Consider the following 18,657-nt stretch of genomic DNA (forward strand, 5'->3'; position numbering starts at 1 on the left):
TAATATTACGCCGGACAAAGTGGAAAGGCATCAACATTAACCGATGTTTTATCGTAATAAATAATCGTTTCTTTAGCGTCTTTCCCTACTTCTTCTAAAACTTCCATAATCTTAAGGTTTTCTTCTTGTATTGTAAATGTTAAAGTTTGAGACGCAATTTCATTGTATGTTACTTTAATAATTAATATATCCTCTGAATTTTCAATTATCTGGATAGTTCCAGATTCAAATCTTTCTGTATGGTGATAATAACAATCAGGTTCGTCAAAATGATTAGTCCAGCTTTCTAAAATTTTACTTGTATTGTTAATAAATCTAATGTGTGTGACATCACCATGATCTCTTACCCATATGGTTCCTGTATACAATTCTAAAAAAAGTTTAGAAATAGGAGAAGTGTTATCATCTTTACTACAAGAACAAATTGTTGCAATACTAATCATTGCTAAAAGGGATAGCTTTATAATTTGCTTGATGTCTAATTTTTTCATCTTTTAACTTTGATGGTTAGAATTATATTCTATTTGCCACTTTTTAATTTATAAAAACTGAATATACTGTTGCAGTATAACTTCCAGCAGTAAGAGGAATAGCTACCCCGTTTTCCAAAGTATAGCAACATCCTTTATTCCGTTTTTTTATAAGGTATCCATAATGGCTTGCCTGTTTTGAGTTCGTTTTAATAATTTAATTGCAGGTTAAAGCATAACTGGCAATGTCATCTTTATTCCAACCAGTTGGAATATTGCTTAATTGAGTTGCATTAACCTGAATACAATAAAGACTATAATTAATTCGGCAATCCAAAACTGTTAAGGCAGTATTCTGACTGAGATCTAAACTAATTAGTTCGTTGTTAGAACATTTCATTTGTACTAAAGAAGTATTCTGACTGACATCTAAATAGGTGAGTTTGTTGCCAAGGCAAAAGAACCCAGTTAAAGCAATATTCTGACTGACATCTAAACTTGAAAGTTGGTTAATATTACAATATAGATTAGTTAAAGCAATATTCTGACTGACATCTAAAGTAGTGAGTTCGTTGTTATCGCATTGCAGATCTGTTAAAGCTATATTTTGACTGGCATCTAAACTTGTGAGTTTGTTGGAACTACAATCGAGAGATTTTAAAGCTGTATTCTGACCAACAACTAAACTTGCAAGTTGATTACCGTAGCACTCTAAGCGAGTCAAATATGTATTTTTACTCACATCTAAACTAGTTAGTTGGTTTTCATAGCACAACAGATCTGTTAATGCAATATTATTACTGACATCCAGACTTGTAAGTTCGTTGGAATCGACATGTAGAACTTCTAAATCAGTATTCTGACTGACATTTAAACTTGTGAGTTGGTTGTTATGGCAGTCAAGTCTTGTTAAAGCAGTATTCTGACTGACATCTAAAGTAGTGAGAAGGTTTTCAGAGCATATCAGGTCTGTTAAAGAAGTATTCTGACTGACATCTAAACTGGTAAATTGGTTTTGTTCACATATTAATTCGTTTAAAGCTACAAAATTTTCTATTCCTGTTAAATCAGAAATCTCCTTCCCATTTAAATATATTGAAGTAACATCGTCAATGTTTGAAGTTAAAACATAATCATCAATTACATCGTCATACCCAAAATCAATTAAAGCCTGTTCAAAATTGTCATCCGGAACATAAGTGTATTTTTGACTGTTAGAACATCCATTATTATCTACTGTTTCTCCAGCTGGTGTATTAGGGCACATATCAACATCATCTGCAACGCCATCACTGTCTGTATCTTTTTTCTCAAAAACTGCAGTTATACTTTTATTCGATTTCATAACAACAGTTGTTGGATTACTTTTACCATTGGCCCCACCTGACCAATTCTTGAAAATATATTCAGCTGATGGAGTTGCCAATAATGAAATTGATGTTCCTTCATTAAACATGCCTGATGAGGGAGATACACTGCCTCCTTCTACCGGTGTAACTTGAACCGTAATTGAATATTGAATTATTGGGTCGTCTTTAGAACAGGCAACCACAAGAAAAATTAATAAAACAATTATTTTTTTCATAATTTATAGTTTTAAGTTCAGATACTTTGTTCTTCTTTTTTTACATTGTATATATGATTTGTTTTTATAAGGTTTTCAAAATGGGTTACCTATTTTGAAATCATATTTACTGGTTAATTAAGTTACATTACCTTGAATCTACATTCTTTAAAAACAAATTAATTTATAGGATTATACGGGGTTGCAACAAAATCAATTGGTGAATCGCCTGAAGGGGTAACCTTAAGTGTACCATCCATATAGGAACCAGATATGGTCCAGTTCCAATCTTCAGAATTTTCGTCAGTCACATTTACAACCGTCCAAATCCAAAACATATCATTAGTAGTTGTCATCCCCCAAGTTCTTTTAAACCAATTATAATATAACGGACAGGTGACATTATCTAAATCCCAAATACCCATACCAATAAAAACAGAATAGTTTGGGCCTATAGTAATTTCAAAAGTTTCAGATTCCCCTTGAGCTATGCTCTCTCCGGGTAGATATAGACAATCAGATTCATTATCGTTGGTGAGAAGGTCAGCTCTTGTATAAACATCATTTGCATATCTTGCGACTTTTATTTGTACTATTTCTTTTAAATATACATTCGAGGATGTATTATTAATAAATTTAATGCTTCGAACTGGAGCAGAAACAACAACCGAGACAACCTCACTATAGGATGAGTATCCGTTGGGTGTGTTTTTGGTAATTCTCGCTCTGTAATAATAAGTGCCTGGTGTTCTTGTTAATTGCACGTTATAAGGTGAAGTATGTGTGTTAGATGTATGTATTAATTCAAATCCGGAAGAAGAAGATACTGTGGATTCTTCCAGTTCATATGTATCCCAGGTCCCTAAATAATATGGCCATGACGAATAACTTATAGCAACAGTGAATGTACCGTCAGATGTTGCAGCTGCAGAAATTGTAGGTGGGTCATACGCAGAAGTAGTGAATTCTATTTGGTTGCCATAAGCCGTATCCTCACTATTACTTGCGTAGGCTTTAACATAATATGTTGTTGAAGGTGATAAATCTGTAAGCTCGCTCGTAAATGATCCAGCGCCGGAACCATCTGTTGTTTTAGAATCAGTGATTGTTGGGTTTTCAGATGTACTCCAACATACACCCCGTGCCGTAATCGGGACACCTCCATCGTCCGTAATGTTACCTCCAGACGTTGCTGAATTTTCTGTGATATTGCTAATAGCAACAGTTGTTAAAACAACTGGACTTGTAATAGTGGTAAATTCAACCTGGTTACCATATGCAGTACCCTCACTATTGGTCGCATAGGCTTTAACATAATAGGTTGTTGAAGACGATAAATTTGAAAGGTCGCTGGTAAACGATCCCTTGCCGTTGCCATCTGCGGTTTTAGAATCAGAAACTGATGGGTTTTCAGATGTACTCCAACATACTCCGCGGGCCGTAATCGTAGCCCCTCCATCATCTATAACATTTCCTCCGGTTGTTGCCGAGTTTTCAGTAATATTACTAGCATTAACCGTTGTGACAGTTCCTACACTTTTAGCAGAAGTTACAGGTTGTTGTTCTTCACTTACATCGTCCTTTTGACAGGAATTAACGACACTTCCGACTACAAATAAGCAGCCAAGAAGATAATATAAAGTTTTTCTTTTCATCGTAGTAGATTTAATATTTTAACTCATACATATTTGCTAACAATTCATTTTCGAAAAAGAAATCCTAATCACACCAACCAGAAGAAGGCATATTAGCACAATATTCTTCCATTGAGACATAATGAACATCACAACCAACATAATTTGATTGGCTTAGCACCCAATCTAAAGTAAAAAAACAGCCGTCGAAATAGGCTGGGCCATAATCGAATAATCCGGTCCAACCTAATTCTTCTGATAAATCTATTGGTGGACAATCAATAACAAATGGTTTAGGCTCACATTCCAAATCAAAAAGGTCATCAAGCAATCCCTCTTCTATCACTACAACATCTAAAAGACCTCCAATAACTTGAATTTGTTCCTTATTATGGGCACTGTATTTTCCTGTGACTCTTGCAATTCCCTCCGCATTTCCTGTTAACGTCACTTCAGCACATCCATAATAACTATCAGTTTTCTGTTGCATAGGATCAATCGAGCCATTGCTGTTCACGCTAAAAGTGATTTTCTGATTTTTCATTTGGGAAGACCCACAAGTCAAACAACCATTAATGTCAATTTGATTTCCTACTTCTACCACATTCCAAAATGTCCCAATTTCTAATTTAGGAGGTGTTCTGTCTATATATACATTAATGAACAGATGATAGATAAATTCTTGCTCACTGCCATTTAAAACTAAACTTCTATCTCCTTCATAATTATAATAAAAGGCTATCTCGCCTTTCTTTCCTTTAAAATCATAAAGTGGATTTTCAAATAAAACACCTAGATCATGATAGAGGATGTATTCAAGACCTACAACTTTGTAGCAATCGTAACCAAAGCCCCCTGGTAAATCATAAACATGCAAATCATCCAAATTTGCAACAGTACTTTCAAAATAGGTTTGATAGTTTTCAAAATCAACGCCTAGTCCATTGTCACCAAATGTTTCAACCATATCCCCTAAAATATCCAGCGTATTATCACCAAAATTCATTTGGATAACGTATGTAGAAAAATGATCGATTTCAGCTGTTACTATAGTCCCATACATACTAGAAGTTCCTACGCAATCTGTTTGTTGCCACCCAGCATAATTAGCCGGATAGTTAGAGTTGGAAGCATCACCATTATCAAGATAAAATAGCTTAACTTCATTTGCATTAAATAGAGGTGAGTTAGTTGGTATTGTTATGGTTACTGGTATGTTAAAATGTAACCTGTCTGGGCCCAATACTAGTCCTCCTGCAAACTCACCCATTATTCCCATGTTTTCTGGAAGTTCTGTTATAGTATCAAAAGACCTAATGGTAATTTCCGTATTACTATCTAATGCACCTGGAGGAATAATGATACTTGCGCCTGAGTCTGTTGTAATAGTGCCACCATTGATCCCTATTATGTTCGAGTTAGTATCGAAGTTACCTATTGGATTAGTACTATCTTTAGAACAACCCGATAAAAAAAAGATAGTTACAAACGATAGAATTATTATGGCTGATTTTTTCATTTTGTTTGATTTTAGGTTAATGCCATACTATGCTTATAGATATTATTTTATAATAAAATTCAACCAATTAACCATTCAGTACAGAGTAACTATAATGGACAAAGTGTTAACCCATCCACATTGACTGTTGTTTTATCGAAATAAAGGGTAAATGTTTCAGCCGGAAATCCAACTTCTTCATAGACCATTACAATCTTGACAGTGTCTGCTTGTACTGTACATGTATAGGTCTCCGATTCATTTGTATAGGATATTTCAATAATAATTTTATTTTCTGAATTTTCCATTAACGTCATGGCCCCATTGTCGATATTAATACCTTCGGCATAATAATAACATTCAGGGTCAATTGTAACCTGATACCAGCCTTCTAAAACTTCGCTTGTATTATTGACAAATCTGAAGTAAGTTGGTACCTCTGCATCTGCGGGAACACCTCCATCATTATTTAAAACCCATGTTGTACCTGCATACAATTCTAAAAAAGTTTGATCAGCAGAAGAATCGTCATCATCTTTATTACAACTGTTAAAAGAAACCATTAAAACGAGTGTAATAAGAAATGGGGAAAAAACATGTTTAAATTGCTCTAGTGTTTTCATGCTATTTGATTTATAATTTATTTAATTGTTTGATTTACCTACACACAAATTGTGCGTTAACCTTCCTTTGTATTCTAGAATAAAGTACTGGAAAATAAATACTTGAAGCTTAACAGTCTCGTTGCGATCTTTTGTAGATTTCGCCAACTCATGTTGCATTTATGTACTCTGGTTGCATCAATACATTTAACACCTTGTACACCTTAGCACGTAAATGAATTACTGCCGTTAAACATGATGCAAAAAGAAGATTTTAATTAGAGGTCAGAAGTAGTCGCCTATTAGGAAGGTTCATCTTTTGGAGGAGCTCATCGTACCGAGCATCATCCCGTATGGTTTCGGTACACGAATAGAGGTTAATATACGTGATAGGATACGTTTTGTTCTCATAGGCTTCATTTAAGAACTCAAAGGCTAGATTAGTATATCCAAGGTAGGCGGCCATTTTTCCCCTATGGCAGGGATTCACCCAATGGTCTTTTGAGCGGACTTCCATTTCGTTCCAAATTTGCAGGGCTTTTTCCCTTTGGCCTGCTTTTACATAAGCATAACCGAGCAACATTTTCCAATTATCCCCATTCTCCGGAAGTTTTTCATGAAATTCAATGGCTTGTCGATATTGTTTCCTTTGAAGACTTACCAGACCCATGACAAGGTTTCCATAAGGTACATCTTCTTTTATGGCTAAGGCCTTCTTTGCCCAGATTTCGGCCTTATCATATTCTTTGTTGTGATAATACAATAAAGCAAGCCATGCTGTATAAGAGGCGGAAAATGGTTCTATCATTACAGCTTTTTTGGCATGGAATATGGATTTCTCCATATCATCAAACAGGATGTGGTACCACGCAAAATGGGCATGGGCAATTTCATTATTGGGATTTTTCGCAATGGCATTCTCAAAAGCTTCTTTGGCCTTTGGCCAGTCCCATGTACTGTATAAATTCAGTATGGACAAAGCCGTATACGCTTCATCGTTCATCGGGTCTAACTTAATCGCCTTTTCTGCGGCCGACATGGCTTTTAGGAATGCCTCTTGGGAATTGAGTTGTCCATGACCCATGATGGAATATCCCAGTGCCAGTCCGGCGTAGGCATAGGGATCACCAGGGTCCCGAGCTATGGCTTCCTGTAAGAAATCGATGCCTTTTTTAAAGGCCTCGTGCGTACCTTGATTTAAATAATACATGCCACGTAAATAGGCTTTATAGGTTTCGGGATCCACAGTCCGTGATTTCAATAAACGTTGTTCTTCATTTTTTGAAAGTTTAATATCGATTTTATTTGCAATATCCTTCGCTGCCAAGGATTGAACCCTTATTACATTTTGCATGGCATCCCGATATTCGTTAGCCAAAAGGTGACGTTCCTTTGGAAACACGTCTATTAACTGAATGAGAATCCGGAGGCTGTCCCCTGCACCGATAACCGATCCCTCTACAATGGTATTCACGCCCAATTCACGTGCAATATCCTTTAATAATAGCTCGCTGTTATCATAACGGAGGGTCGAGGTTCTTGAAATTACGCGAAGCGAACCCATTTGCCCTAATTCACCGATAAGCGCGTCATGCATGCCATCAACAAAATAGTCATTCTCGGTATTTCCGGTTAAATTATGGAGCGGGAGTACGGCGATGGACTTTTCAGTGGGCACAATTTTATTGAGAAGGGCATATACTCCTATACCCGCAACGACGACTAACATGAGGATAACCAAGTTTTTACGACTAAATACATGCGCTTTGGGGTGGGAGGAAACTTCAATTTCCTGTTCTTGGGCCAGTATTGACCCATCCAATTCAACGACAGCACCTTTCCTCCTTACCTCACCAGGGGAAATGTTATAGTGTTTTTTAAAAACCTTATTGAAATAACTTGGACTATTGAAACCCACCTGATAGGCAATTTCCGAAGCGGTGGCCACATCCTGTTCCAAAAGTTCTTTGGCTTGGGTCAAACGTATTTTCGTGATAAGGTCACTGGCCGATTTACCCAGCAGTTTTTTGAGTTTTCTATGTAGCATGGAACGACTGAGTCCCGCGTTTTTAGCAAGATCTTCCACTGAGAAATTCTCGTTATCAAGATTGTCTTCAATACATTGAAGAATTTTCTTGATAAATTGTTCATCCATGGAGGGCCGGTTTTCCATTAAGAATCATAGTTTATAGCAATACAAAGTAATTGGGTCTATTTAAAAATTCTTGACAAATGGTACTTTTAGAGCGTTTCTAAGGCATTCAGACAAGAATGGGTAATGTCTTATTTTTGTTTCAAATTTTTGTAAACCTGATTTATGATTTATTAAGTTATTAACATATAATTAATAGGACAATGACCTATATCACCTGATGGGACGGTTTTGATATAAGAACCCTTAAAACCTTTAGAATTATCAATTTTAATACGCTTGCATCCCTTGCTATAGTCGTTAGAGGATAAATAGTAGAAAACAAGTAACCGAAAAAAAGTGAAGAAGACTTTTAAGGCTAGCGTGGTTATAATTCTAGATCAACAGTTACGAATTCACCCTTTTTTGCCCAGAAATCGATTTAATATTCCGTAAACATCTTCTGATATTCGTAGTTTAAAGAGTATGCCCAAGAACAATAACGTAACCAACACTCCTTTTATAACAATGTTAAGGATGGGATGAAAAGGAAAATCCAAAAAATAAAATAACACTCCCAAAACCAGTAGAATCCCTAATACCTTGAGCGTTTCAATGGTATACGGCACTATCCCAAATTTCGATTTCACATAGAAAAACTTAATGGTGTTGTATAATGCTATGGCCAAAAAAGTGGCAAAAGCAGCCCCGTTCAGTCCATATTTTGGTATGAACATAAGGTTCAGAACAATAACCAAAACAGCCAAGAAACCACCCATGACCAATAAGGCCTTATAATAATCGGAGTTGAACAGAATGGCATTATTATTCCCTAAGACCGAATCATAAACCTTGGCCAAACCAATTAAAAAAACGATTACGAATCCACCTCGATATTCCTCTGGCAGCATAAGGAAGAGGTCGTTTAAGTTCGTGATGATCAACACGAACAATAACCCTGAGGCAATGAACAACGTCAAAGAGGATTTTTTGTACAAGGACTCCAATCCTACCAGATTTTTATTGTTGAGCAATTCAGCGGTCATCGGATACGTAATCTGATGCATGGCCCTTGACGGGACTATTATTGTCGTGGCAATATAGATCGCCACCCCGTAATAGGCGACGTTTTCGATCTCGATAAACTGATTGATCATGACCTTATCGATCTCCAAAATAATAACCGCGGCTGAGCCCCCAAGAATAATCAATGCACTATAATTCAGAATTACCCGTGTATTGGCAGGAAAATCAAAATTCAATGTGGGCATCTTTAAACGATAAGCATACAATTTCATGATGACCGTTCGTAATAGATATAAGGCCACAAGGGCCTTAAGGAAAAAATCGACAGAGATAACACCAAAATACACTAAAAATAAAAGCAGCATCACCCCAACCCTATTAAAAACCTCTTTCATGAAATTGCCAAAAACAGATTTCATTTGCACCTTGGCCCAGGCATAGAAAACCTCAAAATACGCCATGGCCATCCCGATAAGAAAAATATACCATACATAGTCCTTGACCATACCGTTTTCCTTGGAAATAAAATCCCCAATGACATCGGTAAATAAAAAAGAAATAAGGGCGATGGGAACAATGAGCACCAAGGGCAATAATAGCATTAGCGTCTCGAAGGCTTGTGTGTCCTTTTCTTGCTTGAAACTGCTATAGAACTTGATCAAGGTATTGGGAACGCCAAAGGCCAATAACGGCATTAAAACAGCGGAGGTCGACAATATGACCGTTACCAGACCATAGTATTCATCAGTTAAAAAATTGGTATAGAGAAATAAGGTGTTAATGGCAGCAATCCCGAACCCCAGATAGGTGATCATGGTATTGTTCAATGCTTGTTTACTGACGATTCCCATTAAATAAGTTTGGCTAATTCCCGGCTGAGCTCTTTCCGACTATATTTTTCTATGCCTTCTGATTCGGCTTCCAAACTTTCATTTTGGTAGGCAACGAACCACTTTAAAATTACATCTTTTAATCTTTTTTTCGATCCGTATCCAAAAGAAGCGCCTGAATGTGTATCCTCAATAATCGAAGCGGCATCCCAATGTGATGGACCGATGGCTAATATAGGCCGTTTTGTGGCCATATATTCATATAATTTACCAGGTAATATCCCCTTGGTTTCATGGGAATCTATCTCGACCAACAGAAGTACTTGTGATTCTTGTTGCAGTTTTATGGCCCTATCATGGGATACATAGCCTATCAATTCGGTAAATTCCCTTAGCCCTGAATCGTAGATGCTCTGCAAAACATCTTCACTAACAACACCAGCCAAACGCAGTTTAAAACACTCCTTGAACGTACTATTTTCTTGTATCAATTCTTCCAGGACTTGCCAAAGGACCTTGGGATTTCTACCAGAAAGCAAGGAGCCTATATGTGAAATGGTGAAATCCTTTGTTAGAGGCTTATGGCCAATAGCATCGAAATCGTACCCATTGGTGATAACGGAAATCGGCTTTCGGGTGATACCTATAAATTCCTGTTTGGTCGTTTTACTGGTTACCACAATGCTATCGGCATTGTTCAAAACCATATGCTCCAAACGCTTATGCTTTTTTTGAGATCCCGAGGTAAGTCTTAATTCTTTATGATACCCTATGGATGTCCAGGGATCCCTGAAATCGGCCAACCATTTAACCCCAATGGTTTGTTTTAATTGATTACCGATTAAATGGACACTATGTGGAGGTCCTGTAGTTATAATGCTTTCTATATTTTCTTTTTCAATAATGGGTCCTAAAAACCTTATGGATGGCTTTACCCAATTCTTACGGGCATCGGGAATGAAAAAGTTGCCTCGAACCCATAACATGGTTTTTTCCAAGAAGGTTTGGTCTTTGCTCGAAATGATACCGGAACTGATGCGTTTTGTTTCTTTTTTAGAGAGTAGGTTCGCGAGTTTGTATGGTTCACGTATCGGGTGCCTATATACGGTTATTCCTTGAGGAATCCCATCAACTAGGGATTCGTCTAAAAGCGGGTAATTTGGATTTTCGGGGATATATAACACCGGGGTAATTCCAAAATCGGGAAGATATTTTACAAATTTCAACCATCGCTGTACACCGGGTCCACCAGCTGGTGGCCAATAGTACGTAATGATCAATACCTTTTTCATTCTTCCCCATCTTTTTTTGAAGAACGTCGCACAGAATAGCCTATTCCACCTAGAATAATCAATCCCAGAACAATAGAACCCGTCAAGGTAATTTGACTTCCTTTTTTAATGATTTGAGGTTCAAACTTGAATTCAATGGTATGGTCTCCCCCTGGGACATTCAAAGCCCGTAATACATAATTTACCCTGAAATGGTCTTTCGGTTGCCCATCGATGTAAGCATTCCATCCATTTTCATAATACATTTCTGAAAACACCAATATCCCTGCATTTGGGTTCGATGATTTATAGGTCAAATGATTCGGTTTATAATCGGTTAACGCTACCGTAGCCAATGAATCGGTATGGAAATTGAATCTATTGATCGCTGTGAAACGGGCCGTGTTCACAACGGCTTCTTTCTTGACATCGAGATTTTCCAAGGCCTTAATTTCAGCATCGGCGGACTGCACTTCAATCAACTTATTCACAAACCACGCATTGCCATTGGCATCGGGATTCAGGGTCGGGATACTTTTACCTTCCTCATCCTGCTGTATGACATACTTTACATTGAGCATGTTCAAGATTCCGAGGTTCCCTTTATAGATATAAAAATCGAATAAATCCTGTAATCTGGCTGGTTTCGCCGCATGATATCCACCAATTGATTTATGATAATAAGAGGTACTTGCCCCATTTAACCCCTCTTGTGGATTATATACTCGATAGACACTCTCATCCTGAGCGATTTGCCTATCGGCTGGGGATTCGGGAAAAGGTTCTGCCATTCTTCGTTTGGAAACGAAATCCTCCTTGTTCACATAACGCAAATCCACGCCCACCAAATCAACCACTATCAGGACCCCTAATGCCACTATGAATAAATTGGTCTTAATTCTTTCTTTTAAATACAACCAAATAACTGCTGCTGCCAAAGACACAAAAATCAAGGTCCTTAAAAGGTCATTGGTATAAACCGCCTCTCTATCCAACCTTATCAATGATAAAATTTCATCCCCATAATAACGTTCCAATGTACCATCGGATGGGCCTTCAAAATTGAACATACCCTTGATCAGGAATAATGCAATGCCCATTCCGAATGTTATCAAAAAAGAGAGTTTCAAGGCCTTTAATTTTTCACTCTTCCCAACCGATTTATTCAATAGTTCCCTTAGTGCCAAAATACCCAATACAGGCGCACAGAGTTCCAAGATGACCTGTATGGAGGATACCGCCCTGAACTTGTTGTACAATGGAAAATAATCGATCATAAAATCGGTCAAAAGTCCAAAATTCTTTCCCCAAGAAAGGATCAGGGACATAATGACCCCAGCTAAAAGCCACCATTTAGAACGGCCTTTAACCAAAATCAACCCAAGAAGAAACAAAAAGAAGATGATTGCCCCGATATAGGCCGGTGCGGCGACAATAGGTTGCTGGCCCCAATAAAGTGGTAGGTTTTTTGAGAAATCCAAAGCTTGACTCCTGGAAATTCCTTGGTCGATCAAAAAATCGTATGTTTTCGAATTCCCACCTAAATCCTCCGCATTTGACCCTCCAAATAGTCGAGGTACAAATAGGTTCAATGATTCCACTATACCGTAACTATATTGGGTTATATAATCTTTGCTAAGTCCTTTTGTATTTGTTTTAGGGGAGCCATCCGGAGTAATGGTCAATTCGGATGTACCCCTCGTACTCCAATCCGCATATTCCTTGGTTGCCAATAAACTGGTCGCATTGGCCGAAATACCCAGGACAACTGCTATAATCAATAAGCCAACAGAAGCGAAATAGTGTTTTATTTTCTTTTTTCTAATCGCATCGATTAAATAGACGATTCCAACAATCAATACCAACAACATAAAATAATACGTCATTTGGTAATGATTGGCGCCAACTTCCAGGGCCATGGCAATGGCTGTCAAAACAAATCCCCATAAATACTTCCCTCTAAAGGTGAGTATGACCCCCCCTAAAAGCATGGGCATATAGGCCAAAGCATGTGCTTTTGCATTATGACCAACACCCAGGATTATAATCAAATAGGTAGAAAAACCAAAGGCCAGAGCCCCTAGTACCGCAAGTCTATAATCCACTTTTAGGCAGCATAGTAAAATATAGAATCCGAGAAAGTATAGGAAAAGGTAATCTGCTGGTCTAGGTAGAAACCGGATCAATCGGTCGAGTTTTTTTATATAGTCATGTGGATAGTAGGCACCAAGTTGGTAGGTCGGCATTCCACCAAAAGCACTATTGGTCCAATACGGTTCTTCACCGGTTTTTTTACGGAAATCGTTCTGTTCCTTGGCCATACCAGTATACTGGCGAATATCGGATTGTTCTATGACCTTACCCTGTAGTACTGGATTAAAATAAGCTAAGGCGGTAATCACAAAGAAAACGAGGACAAAAAAATGGGTATAAAAAGCTTTTAAACCTGACTTCATTAGAATAGTAATGTGGTTGGTTCGGCTAAAATAATCAATCTAGTTCCTCAAATTCTATGTATTCACCAACTTTTTTGGAAGATGCATTTCTTTTTGGTGGTTTCTTATCTATAATAACATCCCCTATTTTTTCTTCATGGGTATGTTGTTGATTATTAAATCCTCCGAAATTTTCACGAAATCGTTCTTCGGTCTTCTTTGCGGCGTAGCTAAATAATTTTGGTCCAAACCACTTGACCAAAATTTTCAGCAAATAATACACCAAAAGTATTATTAAAATCGTTTTCAGAAAAGCCATATTAATTTTTGGTAATTTATATCAAAAGTACAATTCTAACGTTGTAATAGTAACCTAAAAGTCTTAAAATAATAATAAAATCAATCTATGGAGGGTTTTTTTGAGTCGAAAAAATTAAAGCATTCAATACTTCTTGCCTGCCTAATAATCCCCTTTTTGGGAATTTCACAATATACGGATGTTATTAATTCGAATAGACCTGGTTTGTCTGTCAGTGCATATGCCGTGGGTAAAAATGTGCTTCAATTGGAAACCGGTCTTTTTTACGAACAACAAGATCATAGTCTCTTAAATACCCAAAGTGACCTAGTTGGAACCGATATCTCATTACGTTACGGACTATTGTTAGAACGATTGGAATTAAATTGGGAAGGCACCTTTCAAAACCAAAAAATTACATTCGAGGATTTTGCAACCAGTGATTCCAGGACCGATTTTTATAGAAATAGAATCGGACTTAAATTTTTGATCTATGACCGTTATAAGAACGAGAAACCCAATCTATATAGTTGGAAGGCCAACAATGTCTTCCAATTGAAAAATTTGATTCCCTCTATATCAGTTTATGCCGGTGCAAACTTTGTTTTGGGAGATAATCCATTCTATGCCGGTGATCCAACGGTTTCACCCCGGGTCATGGTGGCCACCCAAAGTAGATTGTCTCCAAGGTTTGTCCTTATCTCCAATTTCGCCTATGACCGCATTGGTACCGATTTTCCGGAAATGAGTTATACGGTTTCGCTTTCCCATGCCTTTAGAGATCCTAAATGGAGTGTTTTTGTTGAAAACCAGGGTATAGATAGTGACCGATATTCCGATGTGCTCTTACGCGGTGGGGTGGCCTATTTGGTTAACGAGAAGTTACAGGCCGATATGAATCTTGGTGCCAGTTTTAAAAACACACCTTCCCGGGTCTTTGTTAGTGCCGGAGTATCTTATCGATTTGATTTCCATAAAGACCAACCTAAGGCCATAGAAGACCAAAATGCCGATGGCAATGGAGGAGAGATCAAGAAAAAACCCATGAAGAAGAAAAAGAAAGAAAAGAAGAAAAAAAATAAAGGCCCTGGCGCCGAGGATATTGACCTAGGTCCGACCAAAAAACAACTTCGCAAGCTTAAAAAAACAGAAAAAAAGAACAATTAGCCCTAGATCGGCAACATCTTCAATACCCCAAATTTAGTCCATTAAAATAGGGCCTTAATTTTTTGGTATTGATTTATATTGCTAATATTGACCCTACAAAATAAAAGTATGGTCACCTTAAAAGAAGCTACATCCAAAGCCGATTTAAAGAAATTCGTCAAGTTTCCGTTCTCCCTATATAAAGATTCCCCCTACTGGGTGCCCCCGATTATCAATGATGAATTGGAATCCTTTGACAAAACTAAAAACCCCGCGTTTAAAAATGCAGAGGCCCGTTTTTTCCTGGCTTATAAGAACAACGAAATCGTAGGTAGGATTGCGGCCATTGCCAACTGGATTGAAATAAACCAACAAAAGGTAAAAAAAATGCGTTTTGGATGGTTCGATTTTGTTGATGATACCGAAGTATCGGAAACGTTGCTAGAAAAGGTGCAATCAATCGGTCTCGGGCACGGTTTAGAATTCATGGAAGGCCCTGTGGGCTTTTCCAATTTGGATAAGGTCGGTGTTCTTGTAGAAGGATTCGAAGCGTTAGGCACCATGATAACCTGGTACAACCATCCGTACTATCAAAAGCATTATGAGCGATTGGGTTTTGTCAAGGAGAAAGAATACATGGAAAATAGATTCCCATTTTCGAATGCCCATCCCAAGTTTTTTGTCAAGGCAAACGAATTGGTGAAAAGAAGGTATGGTGTAAAAGCCTTAAGCTATACGAAAACCAAGGATGTAATGGCCATGGCGGACAATATGTTCGATCTATTCAATGAGACCTACTCATCCTTATCATCCTTTGTTCCAATAACAGAGGTACAAAAAGCTTATTTTAAGAAGAAATATATAAGTTTTATAAATCCTGAATACATCAAATTCATCTTAGATAAGAATGATAGGCTTATCGCCTTTGGCATCGTTATGCCTTCTTTTTCAAGGGCACTTCAAAAAGCTAAGGGAAAATTATTCCCTACAGGTATTTTTCATTTATTACGCGCAAAAAAAAATAGTAAGGATGTGATTTTCTATTTGATCGGGGTGCATCCAGAATATCAGAACAAAGGTGTTACTGCGGTAATATTCAATGAATACTACAAAACATTTTCAGCGAAAAAGATCGAGAACTGTATTCGTACGCCCGAATTGGAGGATAACATCGCAATAAAACAAATCTGGAAGCATTTTGACCCGGAAATATACAAACGACGAAGGACGTATCGGAAAGATCTTTAATGATAAGCCCCTTGAAATCAAATGGATTCCAAGGGGCTTATCCCTATTAATCAATATTAATTATTCTCCCATGGCCGCCGCTACTGCAGCAGACAATCTTTTATAGGTGCCGTTTTGTAAGCGTTCCCTTATCGCAGAGAATGCCTCCAATGTTTCATCAATATCGGCCATCGTATGTGTTGATGTAGGTATAAGACGTAAAAGGATCATTCCTTTAGGAATTACAGGATACACCACAATAGAACAGAATATGCCATAATTCTCACGAAGGTCTTTTACCAAAGCCATTGCTTCAGGAATACTACCACTTAAATAAACCGGGGTTACACAACTCGTAGTGGTTCCAATATCAAAACCTCTTTCCTTTAGTCCATTCTGTAAGGCGTTGACATTCTCCCAAAGTTTAGCCTTTAATTCTGGCCTGGTCCGTAACATATCCAAACGTTTCAAGGCACCCTTTACATAAATCATGGGTAGTGACTTGGCGAACATTTGGGAACGTAAATTATATTTCAAATAATCGATTATTTCCTTATCTGCGGCCAAAAAAGCCCCAATACCGGCCATAGACTTGGCAAAAGTGGCGAAATACACATCTATATCGTCTTGAACGCCTTGCTCCTGTCCTGCTCCAGCACCAGTTTTACCTAGCGTACCGAATCCGTGGGCATCATCTACGAACAATCTAAAATTAAATTTCTTCTTTAAAGCTACGATTTCCTTCAACCTACCTTGTTCGCCCCGCATACCAAAAACACCTTCCGAAATCACTAAAATTCCGCCACCTGTTTGTTCGGCCATTTTCGTGGCGCGTTCCAAGTTTTTCTCCAGACTATCAATATCGTTATGCTTAAAAGTAAAGCGTTTCCCCATATGCAACCGAACACCATCTATGATACAGGCATGGGCGTCTACGTCGTAAACAATAATGTCATCTTTAGAGACCAAAGCATCAATCGCGGAAACCATTCCTTGATACCCAAAATTTAATAAATAAGCAGATTCCTTATCTACAAATGCGGCCAATTCCTTTTCCAGTTGCTCATGAAAATCAGTATGTCCACTCATCATCCTTGCTCCCATAGGATATGCCGATCCATACTCGGCGGCAGCTTCGGCATCTACTTTCTTTATCTCCGGTAAATTGGCTAATCCCAAGTAATCGTTTATACTCCAGGTAATCACCTCTTTTCCTTGGAATTTCATCCTATTGGAGATAGGACCTTCTAATTTTGGAAAAACAAAATATCCTTCCGCTTGGGAAGCCCATTTTCCCAACGGACCTTTATTCTCGATAATTCTTTCAAATAAGTCTCTCATTTTACTTAGTTGGTTTGTCTGCAAAAGTATTGATTTTTCATTAGCATTCATAACTTATTTATCGACTAACAAAAAAAGCAATGATGCTGACATCATTGCTTTTAGTATAAAGAATGCTATCAAATCTTATTTTATAAACTCGACGCTTTGTGTTTCTTCCATGACTTCTGTTCCAAGAAATCCTTGGTTCTCCATCCATTTATCACTGTAGATCTTGCTCATATAACGGGACCCATGATCAGGGAATACCACAACGATATTACTGTCATTATCAAATTTACCAAGGGCATCCAATTGTCTTAGGGCCTGCATCGCCGCTCCGCTCGTATATCCAGCGAAAATCCCTTCGGTTCGTGCCAATTCACGAGCAGCATATGCACTATCCTCATCGGTGACTTTTATAAATTCATCAATAACATCAAAATCGGTGGATGAAGGAATCAAATTCTTTCCTAATCCTTCGATTCTATAAGGATAAATCTCCTTGTTGTCGAATTTTCCAGTTTCATGATATTTCTTTAGTACCGAACCAAAAGCATCAACACCGATAACGTTTATATTCGAATTCTTTTCTTTTAGATATCTGGCTATTCCCGAAATAGTACCACCCGTGCCACTGCATGCCACCAAATGGGTGATATGACCATTCGTCTGTTCCCAAATTTCAGGTCCTGTAGACGCATAGTGCGCATCAACATTCAATTCATTGAAATACTGATTGATATAGACCGATCCTTTCGTTTCATCATGCAAACGCTTGGCAACCTCGTAATACGACCTCGGATCATCGGCACTTACATGGGCAGGACAAACATAAACTTTCGCACCCATAGATCGCAGCATATCAATCTTATCAGGAGAAGATTTGGAACTTACAGCAAGTATGCAATCATACCCTTTAATTATACTAACCATGGCCAAGCTAAAGCCTGTATTCCCAGAAGTGGTTTCAATTATTGTGCTTCCTTCCGTTAATATTCCTTTCTTTTCCGCTTCGTCTATTATAAAAGATGCAATCCTATCTTTGGTCGAATGACCAGGATTAAAAGCCTCTACTTTGGCATAATAGTTACCTTGAAATTGGGCGGTTGATCTATTTAGTTTGATTAGGGGAGTGTTTCCTATTAAGTCGAGGACACTGTCGTAGGCATTAATCTTATGTTCCATAAAGGCATCTAAGTTTT

14 protein-coding genes are annotated in these 18,657 nt (G+C 37.8%); 2 read left to right on the forward strand and 12 right to left on the reverse strand.

Features of this window, described 5'->3' with window-relative positions:
• Window positions 1-5: 5 nt before the first annotated feature.
• The 10 genes from HPE63_RS03585 to HPE63_RS03630 all read right to left on the reverse strand — a co-directional run bounded on the left by HPE63_RS03585 (window position 6) and on the right by HPE63_RS03630 (window position 13,780).
• Window positions 6-491 carry a hypothetical protein gene (locus HPE63_RS03585; RefSeq protein WP_188312849.1) on the reverse strand — a complete coding sequence of 162 codons (486 nt, stop codon included), beginning with the start codon at window positions 489-491 and terminating at the stop codon, window positions 6-8.
• 196 nt (window positions 492-687) lie between these two features.
• The gene (locus HPE63_RS03590) at window positions 688-2,055 is read right to left on the reverse strand and encodes an InlB B-repeat-containing protein (RefSeq protein ID WP_188312850.1); all 1,368 of its coding nucleotides are present in this window, start codon (window positions 2,053-2,055) and stop codon (window positions 688-690) included.
• Between the two features lie 158 nt (window positions 2,056-2,213).
• Window positions 2,214-3,689: a hypothetical protein gene (locus HPE63_RS03595; protein WP_188312851.1), complete on the reverse strand. Its 1,476-nt coding sequence runs from the start codon at window positions 3,687-3,689 to the stop codon at window positions 2,214-2,216.
• 64 nt (window positions 3,690-3,753) lie between these two features.
• Entirely contained in the window at window positions 3,754-5,187 is a 1,434-nt protein-coding gene (locus HPE63_RS03600) for a hypothetical protein (protein ID WP_188312852.1), read from the reverse strand.
• Window positions 5,188-5,276: 89 nt separating this feature from the next.
• Window positions 5,277-5,789 carry a hypothetical protein gene (locus tag HPE63_RS03605; RefSeq protein WP_188312853.1) on the reverse strand — a complete coding sequence of 171 codons (513 nt, stop codon included), beginning with the start codon at window positions 5,787-5,789 and terminating at the stop codon, window positions 5,277-5,279.
• Between the two features lie 253 nt (window positions 5,790-6,042).
• The gene (locus HPE63_RS03610) at window positions 6,043-7,923 is read right to left on the reverse strand and encodes a helix-turn-helix domain-containing protein (protein ID WP_188312854.1); all 1,881 of its coding nucleotides are present in this window, start codon (window positions 7,921-7,923) and stop codon (window positions 6,043-6,045) included.
• 392 nt (window positions 7,924-8,315) lie between these two features.
• On the reverse strand, window positions 8,316-9,776 hold the full coding sequence (locus HPE63_RS03615; protein ID WP_188312855.1) for an oligosaccharide flippase family protein: 1,461 nt from the start codon (window positions 9,774-9,776) through the stop codon (window positions 8,316-8,318).
• Window positions 9,776-11,047, reverse strand: a complete 1,272-nt coding sequence (locus tag HPE63_RS03620) for a glycosyltransferase family 4 protein (protein ID WP_188312856.1) — start codon at window positions 11,045-11,047, stop codon at window positions 9,776-9,778. Before HPE63_RS03620 ends, HPE63_RS03615 begins: the two co-directional genes overlap by 1 nt.
• Window positions 11,044-13,482, reverse strand: a complete 2,439-nt coding sequence (locus tag HPE63_RS03625) for a YfhO family protein (protein ID WP_188312857.1) — start codon at window positions 13,480-13,482, stop codon at window positions 11,044-11,046. The genes HPE63_RS03620 and HPE63_RS03625 overlap by 4 nt, the downstream gene beginning before the upstream one ends.
• A 34-nt stretch (window positions 13,483-13,516) precedes the next feature.
• Window positions 13,517-13,780, reverse strand: coding sequence for a DUF4834 family protein (locus HPE63_RS03630; protein WP_188312858.1), 264 nt, complete (start codon window positions 13,778-13,780; stop codon window positions 13,517-13,519).
• Window positions 13,781-13,867: 87 nt separating this feature from the next.
• Here HPE63_RS03630 and HPE63_RS03635 point away from each other — a divergent pair, with 87 nt between their 5' ends.
• The gene (locus HPE63_RS03635; protein WP_188312859.1) at window positions 13,868-14,926 is read left to right on the forward strand and encodes a transporter; all 1,059 of its coding nucleotides are present in this window, start codon (window positions 13,868-13,870) and stop codon (window positions 14,924-14,926) included.
• A 108-nt stretch (window positions 14,927-15,034) separates the two neighbouring features.
• Window positions 15,035-16,153 carry a GTP cyclohydrolase gene (locus tag HPE63_RS03640; protein WP_188312860.1) on the forward strand — a complete coding sequence of 373 codons (1,119 nt, stop codon included), beginning with the start codon at window positions 15,035-15,037 and terminating at the stop codon, window positions 16,151-16,153.
• Between the two features lie 60 nt (window positions 16,154-16,213).
• Here the strand turns inward: HPE63_RS03640 and HPE63_RS03645 are convergent, their stop codons facing one another.
• Together HPE63_RS03645 and HPE63_RS03650 are read right to left on the reverse strand one after the other, a co-directional pair.
• On the reverse strand, window positions 16,214-17,473 hold the full coding sequence (locus HPE63_RS03645) for an aminotransferase class I/II-fold pyridoxal phosphate-dependent enzyme (protein ID WP_188312861.1): 1,260 nt from the start codon (window positions 17,471-17,473) through the stop codon (window positions 16,214-16,216).
• A 126-nt stretch (window positions 17,474-17,599) separates the two neighbouring features.
• Entirely contained in the window at window positions 17,600-18,640 is a 1,041-nt protein-coding gene (locus HPE63_RS03650; RefSeq protein ID WP_188313152.1) for a PLP-dependent cysteine synthase family protein, read from the reverse strand.
• Between the last annotated feature and the right edge of the window lie 17 nt (window positions 18,641-18,657).

The organism is Maribacter arenosus (assembly GCF_014610845.1).
GTDB classification, from domain to species: domain Bacteria; phylum Bacteroidota; class Bacteroidia; order Flavobacteriales; family Flavobacteriaceae; genus Maribacter_A; species Maribacter_A arenosus.

Coding starts and splice junctions, on each gene's coding strand:
- HPE63_RS03585 (WP_188312849.1), bottom strand. CDS start 491: ATGAAAAAATTAGACATCAAGCAAATTATAAAGCTATCCCTTTTAGCA.
- HPE63_RS03590 (WP_188312850.1), bottom strand. CDS start 2,055: ATGAAAAAAATAATTGTTTTATTAATTTTTCTTGTGGTTGCCTGTTCT.
- HPE63_RS03595 (WP_188312851.1), bottom strand. CDS start 3,689: ATGAAAAGAAAAACTTTATATTATCTTCTTGGCTGCTTATTTGTAGTC.
- HPE63_RS03600 (WP_188312852.1), bottom strand. CDS start 5,187: ATGAAAAAATCAGCCATAATAATTCTATCGTTTGTAACTATCTTTTTT.
- HPE63_RS03605 (WP_188312853.1), bottom strand. CDS start 5,789: ATGAAAACACTAGAGCAATTTAAACATGTTTTTTCCCCATTTCTTATT.
- HPE63_RS03610 (WP_188312854.1), bottom strand. CDS start 7,923: ATGGATGAACAATTTATCAAGAAAATTCTTCAATGTATTGAAGACAAT.
- HPE63_RS03615 (WP_188312855.1), bottom strand. CDS start 9,776: ATGGGAATCGTCAGTAAACAAGCATTGAACAATACCATGATCACCTAT.
- HPE63_RS03620 (WP_188312856.1), bottom strand. CDS start 11,047: ATGAAAAAGGTATTGATCATTACGTACTATTGGCCACCAGCTGGTGGA.
- HPE63_RS03625 (WP_188312857.1), bottom strand. CDS start 13,482: ATGAAGTCAGGTTTAAAAGCTTTTTATACCCATTTTTTTGTCCTCGTT.
- HPE63_RS03630 (WP_188312858.1), bottom strand. CDS start 13,780: ATGGCTTTTCTGAAAACGATTTTAATAATACTTTTGGTGTATTATTTG.
- HPE63_RS03635 (WP_188312859.1), top strand. CDS start 13,868: ATGGAGGGTTTTTTTGAGTCGAAAAAATTAAAGCATTCAATACTTCTT.
- HPE63_RS03640 (WP_188312860.1), top strand. CDS start 15,035: ATGGTCACCTTAAAAGAAGCTACATCCAAAGCCGATTTAAAGAAATTC.
- HPE63_RS03645 (WP_188312861.1), bottom strand. CDS start 17,473: ATGAGAGACTTATTTGAAAGAATTATCGAGAATAAAGGTCCGTTGGGA.
- HPE63_RS03650 (WP_188313152.1), bottom strand. CDS start 18,640: ATGGAACATAAGATTAATGCCTACGACAGTGTCCTCGACTTAATAGGA.